General features: G+C 62.2%; 21 protein-coding genes and 1 tRNA gene. 7 read left to right on the top strand and 15 right to left on the bottom strand.

Features of this window, described 5'->3' with window-relative positions; genetic code table 11:
* The first annotated feature begins 1 nt into the window (after position 1).
* From coaE to WH265_RS16545, 3 genes are read left to right on the top strand one after another with little or no spacing between them, the layout of a single operon-like run.
* Positions 2–631, top strand: a complete 630-nt coding sequence (gene coaE / locus WH265_RS16555; protein ID WP_339559005.1) for a dephospho-CoA kinase — start codon at positions 2–4, stop codon at positions 629–631.
* Between the two features lie 3 nt (positions 632–634).
* Positions 635–1390: a cell division protein ZapD gene (gene zapD / locus WH265_RS16550; RefSeq protein WP_339559004.1), complete on the top strand. Its 756-nt coding sequence runs from the start codon at positions 635–637 to the stop codon at positions 1388–1390.
* Positions 1391–1438: 48 nt separating this feature from the next.
* Positions 1439–1651 carry a DNA gyrase inhibitor YacG gene (locus WH265_RS16545; RefSeq protein ID WP_021027806.1) on the top strand — a complete coding sequence of 71 codons (213 nt, stop codon included), beginning with the start codon at positions 1439–1441 and terminating at the stop codon, positions 1649–1651.
* A 48-nt stretch (positions 1652–1699) separates the two neighbouring features.
* On the opposite strand, the gene WH265_RS16540 is transcribed toward WH265_RS16545, so the two are convergent.
* The 4 genes from WH265_RS16540 to secA form a co-directional block, all read right to left on the bottom strand.
* On the bottom strand, positions 1700–2173 hold the full coding sequence (locus WH265_RS16540; RefSeq protein WP_339518464.1) for an NUDIX domain-containing protein: 474 nt from the start codon (positions 2171–2173) through the stop codon (positions 1700–1702).
* A gap of 35 nt (positions 2174–2208) precedes the next feature.
* Positions 2209–3165: an ATP-binding protein gene (locus WH265_RS16535; protein WP_339518465.1), complete on the bottom strand. Its 957-nt coding sequence runs from the start codon at positions 3163–3165 to the stop codon at positions 2209–2211.
* Between the two features lie 84 nt (positions 3166–3249).
* Positions 3250–4482: a bifunctional glutamate N-acetyltransferase/amino-acid acetyltransferase ArgJ gene (argJ, locus tag WH265_RS16530; protein ID WP_339559003.1), complete on the bottom strand. Its 1233-nt coding sequence runs from the start codon at positions 4480–4482 to the stop codon at positions 3250–3252.
* Between the two features lie 79 nt (positions 4483–4561).
* Positions 4562–7300 carry a preprotein translocase subunit SecA gene (gene secA, locus WH265_RS16525; RefSeq protein ID WP_339559002.1) on the bottom strand — a complete coding sequence of 913 codons (2739 nt, stop codon included), beginning with the start codon at positions 7298–7300 and terminating at the stop codon, positions 4562–4564.
* Positions 7301–7541: 241 nt separating this feature from the next.
* Here secA and WH265_RS16520 point away from each other — a divergent pair, with 241 nt between their 5' ends.
* Entirely contained in the window at positions 7542–7850 is a 309-nt protein-coding gene (locus WH265_RS16520) for a hypothetical protein (protein WP_021027801.1), read from the top strand.
* Between the two features lie 79 nt (positions 7851–7929).
* Here the strand turns inward: WH265_RS16520 and WH265_RS16515 are convergent.
* The 6 genes from WH265_RS16515 to petA form a co-directional block, all read right to left on the bottom strand.
* A tRNA-Thr gene (locus WH265_RS16515) sits at positions 7930–8005 on the bottom strand.
* Positions 8006–8054: 49 nt separating this feature from the next.
* Complete coding sequence (locus WH265_RS16510; RefSeq protein ID WP_339519828.1) at positions 8055–8576, bottom strand: ClpXP protease specificity-enhancing factor; 522 nt, start codon at positions 8574–8576, stop codon at positions 8055–8057.
* A 78-nt stretch (positions 8577–8654) separates the two neighbouring features.
* Entirely contained in the window at positions 8655–9266 is a 612-nt protein-coding gene (locus tag WH265_RS16505; RefSeq protein WP_116927111.1) for a glutathione S-transferase N-terminal domain-containing protein, read from the bottom strand.
* Between the two features lie 123 nt (positions 9267–9389).
* Positions 9390–10154, bottom strand: coding sequence for a cytochrome c1 (locus tag WH265_RS16500; RefSeq protein ID WP_339559001.1), 765 nt, complete (start codon positions 10152–10154; stop codon positions 9390–9392).
* A gap of 18 nt (positions 10155–10172) precedes the next feature.
* Positions 10173–11621, bottom strand: coding sequence for a cytochrome b (locus WH265_RS16495; RefSeq protein ID WP_021027798.1), 1449 nt, complete (start codon positions 11619–11621; stop codon positions 10173–10175).
* A gap of 9 nt (positions 11622–11630) precedes the next feature.
* Positions 11631–12227, bottom strand: a complete 597-nt coding sequence (petA, locus tag WH265_RS16490) for a ubiquinol-cytochrome c reductase iron-sulfur subunit (protein ID WP_021027797.1) — start codon at positions 12225–12227, stop codon at positions 11631–11633.
* A 131-nt stretch (positions 12228–12358) separates the two neighbouring features.
* Between petA and mscL the strand changes: the two genes are divergently transcribed.
* The gene (gene mscL / locus WH265_RS16485) at positions 12359–12787 is read left to right on the top strand and encodes a large conductance mechanosensitive channel protein MscL (RefSeq protein ID WP_021027796.1); all 429 of its coding nucleotides are present in this window, start codon (positions 12359–12361) and stop codon (positions 12785–12787) included.
* Between the two features lie 72 nt (positions 12788–12859).
* Here mscL and pdxA read toward each other — a convergent pair whose 3' ends face one another.
* The 3 genes from pdxA to WH265_RS16470 form a co-directional block, all read right to left on the bottom strand.
* Complete coding sequence (gene pdxA, locus WH265_RS16480) at positions 12860–13912, bottom strand: 4-hydroxythreonine-4-phosphate dehydrogenase PdxA (RefSeq protein WP_339559000.1); 1053 nt, start codon at positions 13910–13912, stop codon at positions 12860–12862.
* Positions 13913–13935: 23 nt separating this feature from the next.
* Positions 13936–14688, bottom strand: coding sequence for a Nif3-like dinuclear metal center hexameric protein (locus tag WH265_RS16475; protein ID WP_339558999.1), 753 nt, complete (start codon positions 14686–14688; stop codon positions 13936–13938).
* A gap of 101 nt (positions 14689–14789) precedes the next feature.
* On the bottom strand, positions 14790–16112 hold the full coding sequence (locus WH265_RS16470) for an MFS transporter (RefSeq protein WP_021027793.1): 1323 nt from the start codon (positions 16110–16112) through the stop codon (positions 14790–14792).
* Positions 16113–16249: 137 nt separating this feature from the next.
* On the opposite strand from WH265_RS16470, the gene WH265_RS16465 reads away from it, so the two are divergent.
* Positions 16250–16582, top strand: coding sequence for a hypothetical protein (locus tag WH265_RS16465; RefSeq protein ID WP_148293218.1), 333 nt, complete (start codon positions 16250–16252; stop codon positions 16580–16582).
* 111 nt (positions 16583–16693) lie between these two features.
* A complete protein-coding gene (locus WH265_RS16460; protein ID WP_339558998.1) occupies positions 16694–17857 on the top strand; it encodes a trypsin-like peptidase domain-containing protein in 1164 nt (387 codons plus the stop codon).
* A 162-nt stretch (positions 17858–18019) separates the two neighbouring features.
* Here the strand turns inward: WH265_RS16460 and tatC are convergent, their stop codons facing one another.
* A complete protein-coding gene (gene tatC / locus WH265_RS16455) occupies positions 18020–18814 on the bottom strand; it encodes a twin-arginine translocase subunit TatC (protein ID WP_339558997.1) in 795 nt (264 codons plus the stop codon).
* Between the two features lie 138 nt (positions 18815–18952).
* Positions 18953–19474: a Sec-independent protein translocase protein TatB gene (gene tatB, locus WH265_RS16450; protein WP_339558996.1), complete on the bottom strand. Its 522-nt coding sequence runs from the start codon at positions 19472–19474 to the stop codon at positions 18953–18955.
* Positions 19475–19537 lie beyond the last annotated feature (63 nt).

Raw genomic sequence — 19537 nt, 5'->3', positions numbered from 1 at the left:
TATGCGGCCGCGCATTGGCGTTACCGGGGGTATTGGCAGCGGCAAAAGCACCGTCGCCCAGGGCTTTGCCCAGTGGGGCTGCCATGTGATCGATGCCGACCGCATTGCCCGCGCGCTCACGCTGCCGGGCGGCGCGGCCATCGCCCCGATTGCGGCCCAGATGGGTGCCCGCTTTATCGATGCAGACGGCGCGCTCGACCGCGCACAGATGCGCGAGGCCGCCTTTCGCGACCCGGCCTACAAGGCGCAGCTCGAAGCCATCTTGCACCCCTTGATCCGCCAACAGATCGACCAGCAGTACCAGCAGGCCTGCAGCGCCACCAATGCGCCTCTGGTGATCTTTGACATCCCGCTGCTGGCCGAGTCCAGCCAGTGGAGCCCACGCCTGGACCAGGTCATCGTGGTCGATTGCCAGGAAAGCACGCAAATAGCCCGGGTGCAGCAGCGCAACCAGCTGCCAGCATCGGCGATTGAGGCCATCATGGCCCAGCAGGCGAGCCGGCTACAGCGCCTGCGCAAGGCCGATTGGGTGCTGTGGAATGAAACGCTGTCGTTACAAGCGCTAGGCGAGGCCGTATTCGACCTATACAATGAATTGATAGCGAACTACCGCCCTCTGCAGCCCGACTGATCCGTGATAACTTACGAGTACCCCTTCAACGAACGTGTGCGAGCCTATCTCCGCCTGGAGTACCTGCTGCGCCGGCTTGACGTACTCCTGCAGCGCGACACGGACATCGACCACCATTTCGCCATCACCACCTTGTTCGAGGTGATGGATGTGGCCTCCCGCAGCGACCTCAAGACCGACCTGCTCAAGGACCTCGAACGCCAGCGCCAGCAGTTCAATGCCTACCGCGACAACCCGATGATTGCTGTGGACATGCTCGACAAGGTGATTGGCCAGATCGACGCCGCCCACAGCGAGTTACGGGCCCAGAACGGCAAGCCCAGCCAGTTGCTGATCGAGAACGAGTGGCTGATGGCCATTCGCAACCGCACCGGCATCCCTGGCGGCACCTGCACCTTCGACCTGCCCAGCTACCACGCCTGGCTGCATGCCGACAGCAACAGCCGCCGCGCCGATCTGCAGGGCTGGACGGCCTGCTTTGCGCCCCTGGCCAGCGCCCTCATCTTGCTGCTGCGGCTCTTTCGGGATGCCGGTGCGCCGCAGCGCATTGCAACCCTGCGCGGCCAGTTCCAGCAGAACCTGCCCCAGGGCCGCATCTACCAGCTGCTGCGCCTCAAGATCGACCCGAGCTCCAGCCTGGTGCCCGAGATCAGCGGCAACCGCCTGATGATCTCGATACGCATGCTGCAAAAGACCGACAGCGGGCAGCTGGCGTTGACCACGCAGGATGGCCAGTACGAGATGGTGCTCTGCGCCTGAAGACCGCGCAGCGATCGCGCCAGCCCGCAGGCGCCCTACAATGCCTGCATGAGTTCTTCCGCAGACAACGCACTCCCCAGCATCCAGTGCCCCCAGTGTGGCGGCCCTTCCAGCTTTGAACGCAGCAACCGGTTTCGCCCTTTTTGCAGCGAGCGCTGCAAGCTCATTGACCTGGGCGCCTGGGGCAATGAGGATTTTCGGGTGCCCGCCCAATCGCCACCGCTGGACCAGCCCTACGGCGATCCCCGGCTGGAAGACTGAGAATCCCCGACGTTTAGCAACCGCAGCACTTGGCGGTGCTGCTTTTGCTTATTTCACTGCAGCTTCTGCCGCCTGGATATAGGTTGCAGGGTCAAAAGGCAGGCCACGCTCCTCGCTCAGCCATTGCAGCACGGGGAAGGACCCCTCCAGCACCGGGCTCACCGTCAGCGGCAACTGCTGCCAGGACATCTGCTGGCCTTCACGCATCTCAAAATCACCCGACCACTGCGTCACCTTGCACCAGTGCAAGCGCACCAGCGCATGGCTGTAGTCGTGCTCGGTCACCTTCCAGGCGATGCAGTTGTCAATGCGGATGCCCAGCTCCTCGACCAGCTCACGGCGCAGCGCCTCTTCGACGGTCTCGCCCGCTTCGAGCTTGCCGCCGGGAAACTCCCACCAGCCCGCGCGGGGCTTGCCCAGGGGGCGGCTGGTTATCAGCAGGGCATGGTCGCTTTCGCGGATCAGCACGCCCACGGCCACGTCGGTATGGCTGCGGGTCTCGGTGGTATCAGTCTGGCTCATAGGTCTTCATGGGCTGCGCGGGCAGCCCGGTATGTTCAATCCTGGGCCTCTTCGCCCAGATCAGCCACATCGGCAATCTTCTGGCGGCCCTGCACTTCGCGGTGGCTGCGGCCAGCCCAGTCACGGGCAAACTGGTGGGCCACCCGGCCGCTGCGCGAGCCGCGCTCCAGCGCCCAGACCAGGGCCTCGGGCCTGGCGGCCTCGATATCGGCCTCCGCCACACCCAGCGCAGACAGCCATTGGCCCACCACGCGCAGGTACTCGTCCTGGCTGAACGGGTAAAAGCTCACCCACAGGCCAAAGCGCTCGGACAGCGAAATCTTCTCTTCCACCACTTCGCCGGGGTGGATCTCGCCGTTCTCGCCCTTTTGCTGGGCCAGGTTGTCGGTCATGTACTCGGGCAATAGGTGGCGGCGGTTGCTGGTCGCATAGACCAGCACATTGGGCGTGGCTGCAGACACGGAGCCATCCAGGATCGACTTCATCGCCTTGTAGCCGGGCTCGCCCTCTTCAAAACTCAGGTCATCGCAGTAGATGATGAATTTCTCGGGCCGGCCAGCCACCACATCGACGATGTCGGGCAGGTCGGTGAGATCGGCCTTGTCCACCTCAATGAGGCGCAGGCCCTGGGGCGCATAGGCATGCAGGCAGGCGCGGATCAGGGACGACTTGCCGGTCCCGCGCGCGCCCGTGAGCAGCACATTGTTGGCAGTGCTGCCTTGCACAAACTGCTCGGTATTGCGCGCAATCTTCTCTTTTTGCCCGTCGATGTTCTGCAGATCGGACAGGGACATCGCCCCCACATGGCGCACCGGCTCCAGCACGCCACAGCCATTGGCGCGCTTGCGGTAGCGCCAGGCAATGGCGTCACTCCAGTCAGCCGGCGCCTGCAGCGCCTGTGGCAGGACGGACTCGATGCGCTGCATCAGCTGCTCGGCGCGCTGCACCAGGCGCTCAAGCGGAGAAAAAGGGGAGTGGGAAGACTCGGTCATGGTATCCAGACGCACAAGGTTGAAAGGCCAGCGGGGCCGGCACCTGCCCAGCCTTGGGCAGCCCGGCGCGCTGACCAAGCAGTATCAGGAGCGGTAGTCCGCGTTGATGCTCACATAGTCATGGCTCAGGTCGCAGGTCCACAGCTGGGTGGATGCACTGCCACGGCCCAGCTGCACGCGCACGACGATCTCCTGCTGCTTCATCACGCGCTGGCCATCGGCCTCCTGGTAGGCCGGGTTGCGGCCGCCCTGGGTGGCCACATGCACATCGTCCAGGTAGAGCTCGATCTGGGTCTGGTCCAGGTCCTCGATGCCAGCATAGCCCACAGCGGCCAGAATGCGGCCCAGGTTGGGGTCGCTGGCAAAGAAGGCGGTTTTGACCAGCGGTGAATGCGCAATCGCATAGGCCACCAGGCGGCATTCTTCTTCGGTACGGCCTTGCTCGACCTCGATCTGGATGAACTTGGTGGCGCCTTCGCCGTCGCGCACAATCGCCTGCGCCAGCTTCTGAGCCACTTCGCGCAGCGCGGCCATCAAGGCCTGGCCATCGGCGGTGTTCCAGTCGGTGATGGGGGCATTGCCCGCCTGGTTGGTGGCGACCACGACAAAGGAGTCATTGGTCGAGGTGTCACCATCAATCGTGATGCGGTTGAAGGACTGGTCGGCCAGCGTTTTGGCCAGCGCCGGCATCAGCTCGGGGCTGATGGCTGCGTCGGTGCCCAAAAAGCTCAGCATGGTCGCCATATTGGGGCGGATCATGCCGGCGCCCTTGCTGATACCGGTGACCTGCACCGTCTTGCCGCCAACGGTGGCCGAGGCGGAAAACGCCTTGGGCAAGGTGTCGGTGGTCATGATGCCTTCGGCCGCCTTGGCCCAGTGGCCCGCTTGCGCATCGGCGATCGCTGCAGGCAGGCCCGCGGTGATGCAGTCCACTGGCAGCGGCTCCATGATCACGCCGGTCGAGAACGGCAGCACTTGCTGGGCATCGATCTTCAAGAGGCCTGCCAGCGCATCGCAGGTGGCGTGGGCACGGGCCAGGCCATCGGCACCGGTGCCGGCATTGGCATTGCCGGTGTTGATGACGATGGCGCGGATGGACTGGCTGTGGCTGGCCAGGTGTTCACGGCAGATCTGCACAGGCGCGGCACAAAAGCGGTTCTTGGTGAACACGCCGGCAACATGGCTGCCCTCGTCCAGCAAGAACACCGTCACATCCTTGCGGTTGGCCTTGCGCACGCCGGCCTCCGTCACACCAATGCGAATACCGGCGACAGGAGCCAGGTCCTGCGCTACTGGGGCTTTCAAATTGACGGGCATATCAGTCTTTTCCTTGGAACCATGAAAAAAACGGGCGATGAACCAGTCAAAGCCCGTTGTGGTGAAGCAATCCGGTAATTTATGCGAGTTTACCGTGGCAGAGCTTGTATTTCTTGCCACTGCCGCATGGGCATGGATCATTGCGGGCCACACGCACGCCTTCTGGCATGGGCAATGGCTCGCTGGCCTCGGCGTCACCGGACTCGTCGGGGCCGCTGTAGGTCACATGGGCCGTGCGGTCGTTGCTTTGCTCGAGCTGCTCGGTGGCTTCGTCGAGCTGCTCGGGCGAGCGGATCTGCACCGACATCATCACGCGGGTGACCTGGGTCTTGACCTGGTCGATCAGCTGGCTGAACAGCTCGAAAGCCTCGCGCTTGTATTCCTGCTTGGGCTGCTTTTGGGCGTAGCCACGCAGGTGGATGCCCTGGCGCAGATAGTCCAAAGCGGCCAGGTGGTCGCGCCAGCTGGAATCCAGGGTTTGCAACAGCACCGCACGCATGAACTGCATGAAGTTCTCCTTGCCCGCCTGCTCCAGCTTGTCATTGAAGAGGCGTGCGCCTTCGGCAACGACCTTCTCTTCGATTTCCTCGTCGGAGATCGATTCAGCGCCTTCCAGCAGCTGCTGCAGGGGCAGCTCGATATGCCACTCGTCGCGCAGCACCTTCTCCAGGCCAGCCAGATCCCACTGCTCTTCCATGGACTGCTCGGGCACATACTGGCGCACGATATCGGCCAGCGCGCTGTCGCGCATGCCGTCGATCATCGGCGCCAGATCGGCCGCATCCAGAATCTCGTTGCGCTGCTGGTAGATCACCTTGCGCTGGTCATTGGCAACGTCGTCGTACTCCAGCAATTGCTTGCGCATGTCAAAGTTGCGCGCTTCCACCTTGCGCTGGGCGCTTTCGATGGAGCGGGTCACGATGCCCGCTTCAATGGCTTCGCCATCGGGCATCTTCAGGCGTTCCATGATGGCCTTGACACGGTCGCCCGCGAAGATGCGCATCAGCTGGTCATCCAGCGACAGGTAGAAACGCGAGGAGCCACGGTCACCCTGGCGGCCGGCACGGCCACGCAGCTGGTTGTCGATACGGCGCGATTCATGGCGCTCGGTCGCGATGATGCGCAGGCCACCCAGCTCGGTCACCTTGTCGTGCTCGACCTTCCACTCGGCGCGCAAGGCTTCGACCTTGCTGCGGCGCTCGGACTCGGACAGCGACTCATCGGCCTCAATGGCGGAAATCTGCTTTTCGATATTGCCGCCCAGCACGATGTCGGTACCGCGGCCGGCCATGTTGGTCGCGATGGTGATGACGCCGGGGCGCCCCGCCTGGGCAATGATGTCTGCCTCGCGCTCATGCTGCTTGGCGTTGAGCACCTGGTGGGGCAGGTTCTCTTTCTTCAGCATCTCGTCGATGATTTCGGAGTTCTCGATCGAGGTCGTGCCCACCAGCACGGGCTGGCCGCGCTCGTAGCATTCACGGATGTCCTGGATCGCCGCTGCATACTTCTCAGGCGTGGTCTTGTAGACGCGGTCGAGCTGGTCATCGCGCTTGCTGGGGCGGTTGGGCGGAATCACCACGGTTTCCAGACCGTAGATTTCCTGGAACTCATAGGCCTCGGTGTCAGCGGTACCGGTCATGCCGCCCAGCTTGTTGTACAGGCGGAAATAGTTCTGGAAGGTGATCGATGCCAGGGTCTGGTTCTCGGCCTGGATTTCCACGCCTTCCTTGGCTTCCACGGCCTGGTGCAGGCCTTCGCTCCAGCGGCGGCCCGACATCAGACGGCCGGTGAACTCGTCGACAATCACGACCTCGCCGCCCTGCACCACATAGTGCTGGTCGCGGTGGTAGAGGTGCTGGGCGCGCAATGCGGCATACAGCTGGTGCACCAGCGTGATGTTGGCAGGGTCGTAGAGCGAGGCGCCTTCGGCCAGCATGCCCTTTTCGGCCAGAATGCGCTCGGCCGCTTCGTAGCCTTGCTCGGTCAGGTGGATCTGGTGGCCCTTTTCGTCGACCGTGAAGTCGCCCGGCTTGGTCACGCCCTCACCGGTGCGGGGGTCGGCCTCGCCTTCCTGGCGCGTGAGCAGCGGCACCACTTCGCGCATCGCCAGGTAGGCGGCGGTGTGGTCTTCGGCCTGGCCGGAGATGATCAAGGGCGTGCGCGCCTCGTCGATCAGGATCGAGTCCACCTCGTCGACGATGGCGAAGTTCAGCCGGCGCTGCACGCGCTCGCTGGCATCTTGCACCATGTTGTCGCGCAGGTAGTCAAAGCCGTACTCGTTGTTCGTGCCGTAGGTGATGTCGGAGTTGTAAGCGGCCTGCTTTTCATGCTTGGGCAGCTGCGACAGGTTGATACCCACCGACAGGCCCAGGAAGTTGTAGAGGCGCCCCATCCAGGTCGCATCACGTGTGGCCAGGTAGTCATTGACCGTCACCACGTGCACACCATTGCCGCTCAGCGCGTTCAGGTACACGGGCAAGGTACCCGTCAAGGTCTTGCCTTCGCCGGTGCGCATTTCGGCGATCTTGCCGTAATGCAGGGCCATGCCGCCCAGCATCTGCACATCGAAGTGGCGCATCTTCATCACCCGCTTGGAGCCTTCACGCACCACGGCAAATGCCTCGGGCAGGATGTTGTCCAGCGATTCTCCGCCAGCGATGCGGTTCTTGAACTCCTGCGTCTTCTCGCGCAATTGTTCGTCGCTGAGCTTTTCGTACTCGGGCTCCATCGCATTGATGCGAGCGACGACCTTGCGGTATTGCTTGAGCAGGCGATCATTGCGACTGCCAAAAATTTTGGTGAAGAAATTGGTTGCCATGCGAACAGAACCACACAACCAGGGAATGCACTTGCGTCCACCCCTGCCATGCGACCGGAATTCCTAGTGATTAGTGTTGTGTCAGATGGAGGCAATGACCCCGGCTTCAATACCGGGAACGACGCCTGCCGAATAAAACATTCTACAACCCTGAATAGAATGCGTTGTGGCAGGTGCATTGCAATGTATGGCTATCGCCCCCGGGCTGCCCCTGACACCCCTATCCAGCCATGACCCAGCCATGATCCAGCCCCAACGTCGGCATTTCGCCGTCACCGTAGAACAAGCCGCAAGCGAGGCGCCCACTTTGGCCAGCCTCGTGGCTTTGACGCGGGAGTCTGCCACCCGCTTCAAACTGGTGGAGCCGCTGATCCCGCCGATGCTGCGCGCCTCGATCAAGCCCGGGCCCATCGATGGCGACCAGTGGTGCCTGCTGGTGGCCAACAATGCCTGCGCCGCCAAGATGAAGCAGCTGCTGCCGGCGATGGCGGCCCATCTGCGCGTCAAAGGCTACCCAACGGCAGACATTCGCCTCAAAGTACTGCGTTGAGCGACTCCGCCAGCGCCATTGAACACCGCCAGACGCAAAAAAGCCGTTCACAGCATTTGCTGGGAACGGCTTGGGAATCTGGTGCCGGTTATCGGAATCGAACTGATGACCTACCGCTTACAAGGCGGTTGCTCTACCAACTGAGCTAAACCGGCAACACACGGCATTCTATACGGGATTGCCCGTAACAAAGCCGAATGAGGCCTATTTGACCAGTTTGAGTGACGGCTTGCCGCCCTTGCCTGCGCGGCCGGGCGACTTGCCATCGGGAGCCGGAGGCTCGTCGCTGGAGGTCACGACCTGCATCACCGGAGACGCAGCGTTGGCCTCGCCAGCCGGTTCGCCCGCATCGCCAGCGCCTTCGAGCGCAGCCATCGCGATGTCGGCATCGTCATCAAGCAGGTCCTCAGGCGGCGGAAAGCCCATGCCCTGGCCGGTTTCACGCGCAAAAATGGCAACCACGCGGCTGACGGGCACCATGATGTCGCGCGGCACGCCGCCAAAACGGGCGGTGAACTCGATGTAGTCATTGCCCAGTTTGAGCGCACTCGTTGCGTCATAGCTGATGTTCAGCACAATTTCGCCGTCTTTGACAAACTCGCGCGGCACCAGCACCGTCTTGTCGACGCGAACGCTCAGGTACGGGGTCAGGCCATTGTCATTGCACCACTCCACCCAGGCGCGGATCAGGTACGGCTGGGTGGATGTTGTCTGGATTTCACTCATAGGACACTTTCTGCGCTCTCCAGCGCCGCAGAGCTTGGCTCCGCAGCGCTGCCCACCCAATGGCGGGCCAGGCGGCTTTTACTTGCGCATGACCTTTTCGGACGGCGTCAGCGCCTCGATGTAGGCGGGACGCGAGAAGATGCGCTCGGCATACTTGAGCAGCGGCGCTGCGTTCTTGGACAGCTCGATGCCGTAGTAATCCAGGCGCCACAGCAGCGGCGCAATGGCCACGTCCAGCATCGAGAAGTTCTCGCCCAGGATGAACTTGTTCTTCAGGAACACTGGAGCCATCTGGGTCAGGCGGTCACGGATCTGTGCGCGGGCCTTTTCCAGTGCCTTCTCGTTGCCCTTGACGGCACGCTCTTCCAAGGTGTGCACGTGCGTGAACAGCTCTTTTTCGAAGTTCAGCAGGAACAGGCGCACACGGGCGCGCTCGACGGGGTCGCCGGGCATCAGCTGTGGGTGGGGAAAGCGCTCGTCGATGTACTCGTTGATGATGTTCGACTCGTACAGGATCAGGTCGCGCTCGACCAGGATAGGCACCTGGCCATAGGGGTTCATCACGCTGATGTCTTCGGGCTTGTTGAACAGGTCCACATCACGGATCTCGAAATCCATCCCCTTTTCAAACAGCACAAAGCGGCAGCGGTGGGAGAAAGGGCAGGTCGTTCCCGAATAAAGCACCATCATGGTGAGAGGCTCCTCAAAATCAAAAAAGAGTGGACTGCAGTCAATGCCGCCCACTCTACACAAATCGGCTACCCCAATTCAAGCCCTGCTCACAGGGACTGAACCGGCTGCACGCAAATACGTTTACTTCACGTCTTTCCAGAACGCCGCATTCAGGCGCCAGGTGATGAAGATGAGTCCCAGCAAAAATATCAGCACCCCGACGCCGACGCGCATGCGGGTGTTCTGGCTGGGATCACCCATCCATTGTAGATAGTTCACCAAATCACCCACACTCTTATCGAAATCAGTGGAGTTCATCTTGCCCGGGGTGACCTGCTGCCAGCCGGTGAACACCTGGGTCTTGTGTCCGTGTTCCTCGACTTCTTGGTAGACCGGCACGCGCACGCCTTGCAGCTCCCACAGCACATGGGGCATGCCCACCGAGGGGAAGGCCATGTTGTTCCAACCGGTGGCCTTGGTGTCGTCCTTGTAGAAGCCGCGCAGGAAGGTGTAGAGGTAGTCGGCACCGGTGCCCTGGTGGCTCGCGCGCGAGCGTGCTACCAAGGTGAGATCTGGCGGGTTGGCGCCAAACCATTCCTTGGCCTGCTTGGGATCGATGGCCGCCTTCATGGTCTCACCCACCTTGTCGGTGGTGAACAGCAGGTTATCCTTGATCTGCTGCTCGGTGAGGCCAATATCCTGCAAGCGGTTGTAGCGCATGAAAGCGGCCGAGTGGCAGCTGAGGCAGTAGTTCACAAACAGCTTGGCGCCGTTTTGCAAGGAAGTGGTGTTGGTGGTGTCGGGCTTGAACTTGTCCCAGGCCACGCCGCCTTCGGCCGCCTGCACAGTACCGGCCCCTAAAAGCACACCCAGACTAAGGCATGCGGAGAGAATGATTTTTTTCATCGTGGGATGCTTTCTGGTTCAGTGCGCATGGAAGGTGACACGCTCAGGCACCGGCTTGGGTGTGCCTTTGCGGCTCCACCACGGCATCAGCAGAAAAAAGCCAAAGTAGAACAAGGTACCCACCTGGGAGACCTTTTCGCCAATCGGCGATGGCGGCTGCACCCCCAGATAGGCGAGCACCACGAAGTTCACGACAAACACCGCATACACATACTTGTGCCAGTGCGGGCGGTAGCGGATGGAGCGCACCGGGCTGTGGTCCAGCCAGGGCAGGAAGAACAGGATGATCACGGCCAGGCCCATCACCACCACCCCCCAGAACTTGGCGTCAATACCGCCCAGCGCTGCAATGCCGGTGAAGGCAAAGGCACCAAACAGCGCCAGCACCACCAGCGCCACCAGCACCAGCAAGCCCTTGAGGATGGCGGCCATGCGGGTCTTGATGCAAACATAGGCCACGGCTGCGACCAGGATCACCGACAAAGCGACCATCATCTCACTGGTGATGGCACGCAGCATCGAATAGAACGGCGTGAAATACCAGACAGGGGCGATATGGTTGGGCGTCTTGAGCGGGTCGGCCGGGATGAAGTTGTTGTATTCGAGGAAGTAGCCACCCATCTCCGGCGCAAAGAACACGATGGCCGAGAAGATGAACAGGAACACCGCCACACCAAACAGGTCATGCACCGTGTAGTACGGGTGGAAAGGCACGCCATCGAGCGGCCGGCCCTGCGCATCCTTGGGCGCATTGGGGCCCTTGATCTCGATGCCATCGGGGTTGTTGGAGCCCACATCATGCAAGGCCAGCAAGTGTGCAGCAACCAGGCCCAGCAGCACCAGCGGCACGGCAATCACATGGAAGCTGAAGAAACGGTTCAGGGTTGCATCGCCCACCACATAGTCGCCCCGGATCAGCAGCGCCAGGTCCGGGCCGATGAAGGGAATGGCCGAGAACAGGTTGACGATCACCTGCGCGCCCCAGTACGACATCTGGCCCCAGGGCAGCAGGTAGCCCATGAAAGCCTCGGCCATCAGGCACAGGAAGATCGCGCAGCCAAAGACCCAGACCAGCTCACGCGGCTTGCGGTAGCTGCCATACAGGAGGCCGCGGAACATGTGCAGGTAGACCACGACAAAGAACGCCGAGGCACCGGTGGAATGCATGGTCCGGATCAGCCAGCCCCAGGGCACATCGCGCATGATGTACTCGACCGAGGCAAAGGCCTTTTCGGCATCGGGCTTGTAGTGCATCACCAAGAAGATGCCGGTGACGATCTGGATCACCAGCACCAAAAGCGCCAGCGAGCCAAAGATGTACCAGAAGTTGAAGTTCTTTGGCGCGTAGTACTCCGACATATGGACCCGGTAGGCCTCAAATGCCGTGGGAAAGCGGTTCTCCAGCCAGTTGCCGGCCTTGGCGCCCAAGGTGGCGTTCGGCGATATCTCCTTGAATTCGTGTGCCATGGCGCTTCCTTATGCTTTTTTATCTTCGCCAATCAGCAGCTTGGTATCGCTCAGATACTGGTGCGCTGGCACTTCGAGGTTGTCGGGCGCGGGCTTGTTCTTGAACACGCGCCCGGCCAGGTCAAAGGTCGAGCCGTGGCAGGGGCAGAGAAAGCCGCCCTTCCAGTCATCGGGCAGCGAAGGCTGGGGGCCGGGCTGGAGCTTGTCGGTGGGCGAGCAGCCCAGGTGGGTGCAGATGCCGATCACCACCAGCACCTCGGGCTTGATGGAGCGGGTTTCGTTCTTGGCGTAGTCCGGAGTCGGGTAGGCCGTGCGCTCCGATTTGGGATCGGCCAACTGGCCATCGAGCTGGGGCAGCTCGGCAATCTGCTCGGGCGTGCGGCGCAGGATCCAGATCGGCTTGCCGCGCCATTCGGCGGTGATTTTCTCGCCGGGCTTGAGCTCCGAGATATCCACTTCAACGGCAGCGCCGGCGGCCTTGGCCTTTTCTGACGGCTGGAAGGAGCTGACAAAGGGGACCGCAGTGGCGACTCCTCCGACAGCACCTGCGCATCCCGACGCTATCAGCCACGTCCTTTTACTGGAGTCGATGGAAGAATCACTCATGGGGCTCCTTGGTCAACGCTTATATCTCGGTTTTTGCGGATTGTATGAAGTGTCTTGCCCATCATGCAATGCGCCGAAACCCTTGAAGCTGAGCGATACTAGGCGTCATGTTTATTTGACAGGAGCAGCGCATGAGCTTCATGAAGGAATTCCGCGAGTTTGCGGTCAAGGGCAATGTGATGGATCTGGCCGTTGGTGTGATCATCGGCGCCGCTTTTGGCAAGATCGTCGATTCGGTCGTCAATGACCTGATCATGCCCATCGTCGGTTTGGTCTTTGGCAAGCTGGACTTCTCCAATCTCTTCGTGGTGCTGGGAACCATTCCCGATGGCGTGCCGCGCACACTCGACGCGCTGAAAAAAGCGGGCATCCCGGTGTTTGCTTATGGCAACTTCATCACCGTCGCGGTGAACTTCGCGATTCTGGCTTTCATTATTTTCATGATGGTCAAACAGATCAACCGCCTCAAGCGCGACACGCCCCCTCCAGCGCCCGCTGCCACCCCGGAAGACGTGGTGCTGCTGCGTGAAATCCGCGACAGCCTGCAGCAAAAGCGTTGATTTTTTGCAACAAAGAAGCAGAAATTCTGCTTCTTTTGCACCGCTACCCGGCAGCCTCTCGAGGCTGCTTTTTTATGCCTGCGCCTGTCCCGCTGCCAAACGGCGTGCCATCTGCACCGCCGCGATCAGGCTGGCCGCATCGGCCAGGCCCTGGCCGGCAATATCAAAGGCGGTGCCGTGGTCCGGGCTGGTACGCACCAGCGGCAGGCCCAGGGTCACATTGACGCCCTCGTCCAGCCCCAGGTACTTCACCGGGATCAGGCCCTGGTCGTGGTACATGGCCACCACCACATCAAAGGCGCCCGGGTGCCCGGCGCTGTGGCGAGCCCGCATGAACACGGTATCGGGCGGCTCCGGCCCGATCACCTGCATGCCCAGCGCCTGGGCAGCGGCCACCGCAGGCGCAATGTGCTCGAGCTCCTCGCGGCCCATCAACCCGGCCTCCCCGGCATGGGGGTTGAGCCCTGCCACCGCAATCCGGGGGGGCCGCCCCAGCGCACGCAGCAAGGCCTCGTGCGTGATTCGGATGGTCTCCAGCACCTGCGCCTGGGTCACCGCCTCAATGGCATCGCGCAGCGATACATGGATGCTCACCAGCACGGTGCGCAGGGCGTCATTGGCCAGCATCATGCGCACGGGCATCTGGGCCAGCGACAGCCCGGCATGCTCAGCCGCTTCGGCCTGCAGCAATTCGGTATGGCCGGGAAAGGCCAGCCCTGCCAGATGCAGCGCCTCCTTGTTCAGTGGCGCTGTCACCAGCCCGGCAATCCGGCCTTGCAAGGCCTGGCGCGCAGCCCAGCGCACGCATTCGGCAGCAGCACGCCCGGCCTCGGCCTGCACCTGGCCAAAGGGCAATGGCCCGGGCAAGCCCGGCAGCGACAGCACTGGCATGCAGCGCGGTGGCACCTGCAAAGCCTCTTGCGGTTCAGCAATCTCGGCCACCGGCAGCGCGCAGCGGCCTGGGCCCTGCAACAGCTGCGCTGCGCGGCGCAGGGTCTGCAGCTCGCCCACGACAAAGCAGCCCTGCATTTGCGCAGGCGCATCGCGAAAGGCCTTGGCCACGATTTCCGGGCCAATGCCGGCAGGGTCGCCCTGGGTGATGGCGAGCAAGGGAGCGGAGTGCACAGGCAGGTCCTCTGGAGAAAGCCTCAGGCGGGGTTGTCGATATCGATAAAGCGGTGCGCCACACCCAGTTGCTGGGCCACGGCGGCCGCAGCGGCGGGTGCGCCGTAGCGCTCGGTGGCATGGTGGCCGGCCGCAAAAAAGCTCACGCCGGTCTCGCGCGCCAGATGGGTCTGGGATTCCGATATTTCACCGGTCAAAAAGCCATCGGCGCCGGCCGCCATCGCCGCCTCGAAGAAGCCCTGCGCGCCCCCGGTGCACCAGGCCATGCGGCGGATGGGGCGCGGCGTCTCGCCCGCCACCATCGTGACCGAGCGCCCCAGGGTCTGTTGGATATGCGCAGCAACCTGCGCCGGCGCCACCGCATCGAGGCTGCCGATAAAGCCCAGCTCCTGATCGCCAAAGCGGGCATCGGCCTGCCAGCCCAGCAGCGCACCCAGTTGGGCGTTATTGCCCAGCTCCGGGTGTGCATCCAGCGGCAGGTGGTAGGCGAACAAATTGATGTCGTGCTTGATCAGCAGCTCGATGCGCTGCTTCATCCAGCCGGTGATGCGGCCATCGTAGCCGCGCCAGAACAGCCCATGGTGCACAAAGATGGCATCGGCCTGCTCGGCAATGGCCGCCTCGATCAGCGCCCGCGATGCCGTCACCCCGCTGACCAGCTTGCGGATCTCCGCCTTGCCCTCCACCTGCAAACCGTTGGGGCCATAGTCTTTGAAGCGGGCGGGCTGCAGCAGCGCATCAAAGGCCTGCAGCATGTCTTGGCGGGTCGTAGTCATGCCCGATTGTCTCAGACCTGTGCGGCGCGCCAGGCCAGAAACAGAAAACCCGCTGATGCCAGGCATGCAGCGGGTTGCGGGGCCATCAGTCTGAAGCCGATTTACTTCTTGGCAACCCAGCCCTTGACGGCGAGCGGCCAAAAGCCCATCGCGACGCCGAGCACGCCCATCGCGGCCACATAGTGCGCAGGCGCCATCACATCGGCCTGTTGCCAGACGGACACCAGCATCGGCGTCAAACCACCGAACACGGCATAGGCCATGTTGTAGGAGAAGGACAGGCCCGTGAAGCGCACTTCAGGCGGGAAGGCGCGCACACCGACGACGGGCAGCAGCGAGATCGCACCCACAAAGAAGCCCACCAGCGCATAGGTCCAGACCAGCGAGATCTCGGTGCCTGGCAGGTTCAGATAGAACAGATAAGCGGTCACGGCCATACCGCCCCAGCCCAGCACCATGGCGGCACGCGTACCCCATTGGTCCGACAGCCAGCCCCAGAACACACAGCCGATGGTCAAGGTCACGGTCGCCACCGCATTGGCCTTGAGGGCCACCGCAGGCGCGATATGGAACACCTTTTGCAGGTAGGACGGCGTGAACAGAATCACCACCACCACGGCGGTGGACAGGATCCAGGTCATCAGCGCCACGACCACGCTGGCTTCGCGGTGGTCGCGCAGGATGGTCTTGAGCGGCAGTTCGCGGTCCACCTGCTTGCGGGCCTGCATCTCCTGGAAGATGGGGGTCTCATGCAGGAACTTGCGCAGGTACACCGACACCAGGCCAAACACGCCGCCCAGAATGAAGGGAATGCGCCAGGCCCAGTCGTGGATCTCGGCTGCGCTGTAGACGCTGTTGAGCCAGACGCCAATGATCGAGCCCAGGAAAATACCGCCGGTGATGCCCGAGGTCAGCGATCCAATCGCAAAGCCGTAGCGCTTGGCAGGTGCGTGTTCCGCGACAAACACCCAGGCGCCTGGCATTTCGCCGCCAATCGCTGCGCCCTGCAGCACGCGCATGGCCAGCAGCAGGATGGGCGCGGCCAGACCGATGGTCTCATAGGTGGGCAGCAGGCCGATCACCAATGTGGGCACCGCCATCAGGAACACCGACAAGGTGAACATCTGCTTGCGGCCCAGGATATCGCCAAAGTGGGCAATCAAGATGCCGCCAATGGGGCGTGCCAGGTAGCCGGCCGCAAAGATGCCCAGCGTCTGCAGCTGGCGCATCCAGTCGGGCATCGACGCCGGGAAGAACAGCGAGCCCAGTACATTGGCAAAAAATACAAACACCACAAAGTCATAAAACTCCAGGGTGCCGCCCAAGGCCGACAGGCCCAGGGTCTTGTAATCGTTCCGGTTCAAAGGCCGGTTGGCAGGCGAGGCGGCTTGGGCCCCACCTTGGTCAGCAGTCAGCGAAGTCATGTGTCCTCTACATTCCAGAGCAGGACAGCGCAAAGCGCAGCGCGTTATGGGCGCATATCAAGGGGTTCGGCGAGACCCGGGATGGCGGGAGTCAGGGCCAGCGAGAGGAGAGATGGACCCGTTCGCAGGGAACCACGATGAGCAAAAGAGCGCAGTCAAAAGGTTGGGGAACCATTCTAGGTACTTACCCTTTGGGCTCTGCCGGTGTCACGAAAAGTATCGCCCGCCATTGGGGCATGCCACCACAGCCGGCGGCGATGTTCAGCCTGATATTGTTCCGCAAGCAACTTATTTTGGAGGACTTCGCAGAAAATCGAACAGATTGGTACCGTTTCGAGAACGATGTCACCCCCATGACATCGCAAAAGACGATGGAATACATCGCAGATGACAGCGTTATGCACCAGAATGCGCAGAGCCCTCTGGCCCGAATCGAGCGCGAACCCATGCATGGTCTGCACAGCAGCTAGCGCCTTGGCAGAGCCTTGCCACCAAGCCCGGTGCCATAATCAATGGCAATGTTCTGCGCCGCTCAGGGCTGTTAGCCAGACGCGGCCACCCCACACCCAACCCCAGGTTTTATGAAACGCCTCTGGCTTCTTTTCGCACAATCGGTCACCGTCTTGCTGGCCCTGTACTTTATCGTCGCCACCTTGCAGCCGGGCTGGCTGCAGCGCAACAATGCCGTACGCAGCAATGCCGGTATTGCCTTGATCGAGGCGCCGCAAAGCGAGGCCAACCGCGCCAGTGTGGCCACCAGCAGCTTCAGCCCTGCGGCCAAAAAGGCCTCGCCGGCGGTGGTCAGCATCAATACAAGCACGGCCGTGCGCCATCCGCGAGCCAATGATCCCTGGTTCCAGTTCTTCTTTGGCGACCAGGGCGTGCAGAACCAGGCGGGCCTTGGCAGCGGCGTGATCGTCAGCCCCGACGGCTATGTGCTCACCAACAACCATGTGGTGGAAGCGGCCGACGACATCGAGGTGACCCTGACCGATGGCCGCAAAGCCAAGGGCAGCGTCATTGGCACCGATCCGGAAACCGACCTGGCCATCCTCAAGATCAGCCTGGACAAGCTGCCCGTCATCGTGCTGGGCAACTCCGACTCGGCCGAGGTGGGTGACCAGGTACTGGCCATTGGCAACCCCTTTGGCGTGGGCCAGACGGTCACCAGCGGCATCATCAGTGCGCTGGGCCGCAGCGAGCTGGGCATCAACACCTTCGAGAACTTCATCCAGACCGATGCGGCCATCAACCCCGGCAACTCGGGCGGCGCGCTGGTCGATGTCAATGGCAACCTGGTCGGCATCAACACTGCCATCTATTCGCGCTCGGGCGGCAGCATGGGCATTGGCTTTGCGATCCCCGTGGCCCTGGCCAAGAATGTGCTCGACAGCATTGTGCGCGACGGCAAGGTGACGCGTGGCTGGATCGGCGTCGAGCCCAACGACCTGACACCCGAGCTGGCCGAAACCTTTGGTGTCAAGGCCGACACCGGCGTGATCATCACCGGCGTGCTGCAAAGCGGCCCCGCCGCCAATGCCGGCATCCGCCCGGGTGATGTGATCACCCAGATCGGCGACATGCAGGTGCACCATGTACAAAGCCTGCTGACCGCTGTGGCTGCCCTCGTACCCGGTACCACCTCTGAAGTGCAACTGCGCCGTGGCGACCAGAGCCTGACCCTGCCGATCACCCCTGGCACGCGCCCGGTCAACAACCGCGCAATGCCACAAGGCCGGCGTTAAGCCCTGGCGGGGCGCGTTGGCAGCGCCCTCGCCTCTGGTCTGAGGGTCTGAACCATCGAGCCCGACCTTCGCAGCTACGTCGCTCCAACCCCATAAACACCAAAGCCCCGTCTGACCTCAGGTCAGCACGGGGCTTTGGCTTATTTGGCAGGCTGGCGGCGATCAGGCAGCTGCGTCAGCGTCGGTCTCTTCTTCCTTCTTGGGCTGGTTGCGCGAGAACCAGGTAGCGCCCAGGATACCGACCTCATACAGAATGCACATGGGCACGGCCAGCGAAATCTGCGACAGCACATCGGGAGGGGTCACCACCGCCGCGATGACAAAGGACAGCACAATGAAGTAACCCCGGAACGACTTGAGCTTGGCGATCTCGACGATGCCCAGCCGCACCAGCAGGATCACCACAATGGGGACCTGGAAGGCCAGGCCAAAGGCCAGGTAGAGCGACAAAATGGCTTCGACATAGGAGGCAATATCGGGGGTTGCCGCCACGCTCGACGGCGTGAAATGCTGGATAAAGCCAAACATGCGATCGAGTACAAACAGCTGCACAAAGGCAATGCCGGCATAGGCCAGCAAGCTGCCAAAGAAGATCAACGGCAGCGCAAACTTGCGCTCATGCATGTAGAGGCCCGGGGCCACAAAGGCCCAGAGCTGGTACATGATCCAGGGCAAGGCCAGCAAAATGGCCGCCATGCCCAGCACCTTGAGGGGCACGATGAAAGGCGAGAACACGCCCACGGCAATCAGCTTGGCATCGGGCGGCATGTGCATCTTGATCGGATGCGCGATGAAGTTCATCAGCCCATCGGGGCCAGGCCAGAAGGCCAACAAAGCCAGGGCCACGAGCACGCCACCAATGCTGTAGAGCAGCCTATCGCGCAGTTCCATCAGGTGCTGCACAAAGGGCTGCTCGGTGCCGGCCAGCTCGTCTTCTTTAGAAGGGGTTTCGGACATGGGGATATCTGTTGCGGATCAAGGCCTCACGGGAGCGCAGCGCGTTAGCGCAGGCTGCAGCGCCCCGGGCCGATGGAAATACCAGTGAGAAAACATGCCAACGCGCGGCTCTGTGAGCGGGCTGCGTTGCGGGCGCCATCACAGGCCAGACGATGGCTTCTTGGGCCGAAAACGTGCCACGCGCGCTGCACCCGATTGCACACGGGTGCGCACACCCGCCTGGTGCTTGTACCACTGGGGTGTGGCGCCACGCTTCACGCGCCAGTTCTTGCGAGGGTGGTGGTAGACCGGAGCCACCGTCGATGCCGAGCCGCCGTCATAGCTCTCGGCATAGGGATCGGCGGTGTAGAAGCTGTCGTCGCTGCCCGATGAAGCCGTGCCATTGGCCTGGTCGTTGAGGTTTTTCTCGAAGTCTGCGGAGTTGGTGCGGATGGTGCTTTCCACATCACGCGCGGCCGACTCGACGTTCTCCTTCATCTTGCGCAGCTCGTCAAGCTCCATCGAGCGGTTGACCTCGGACTTGACGTCGTTGACATAGCGCTGTGCCTTGCCCAGCAATGTGCCTACCGTGCGCGCAACGCGCGGCAGTTTTTCAGGGCCAATGACGATCAGTGCCACCGCACCGATCAAGGCCATCTTGGAGATACCGAGATCAAACATTCCAACCCCATCGAATGCACACAAGCGGTTGCTGCGGCTTGCCCGCAGCCCCTGTCATGCGCA

The organism is Comamonas sp. MYb396, assembly GCF_037479555.1.
GTDB lineage: Bacteria > Pseudomonadota > Gammaproteobacteria > Burkholderiales > Burkholderiaceae_C > Comamonas.
The sequence above is the reverse complement of the archived record's forward strand: the minus strand, read 5'-3'. Positions and strand labels throughout refer to the sequence as shown.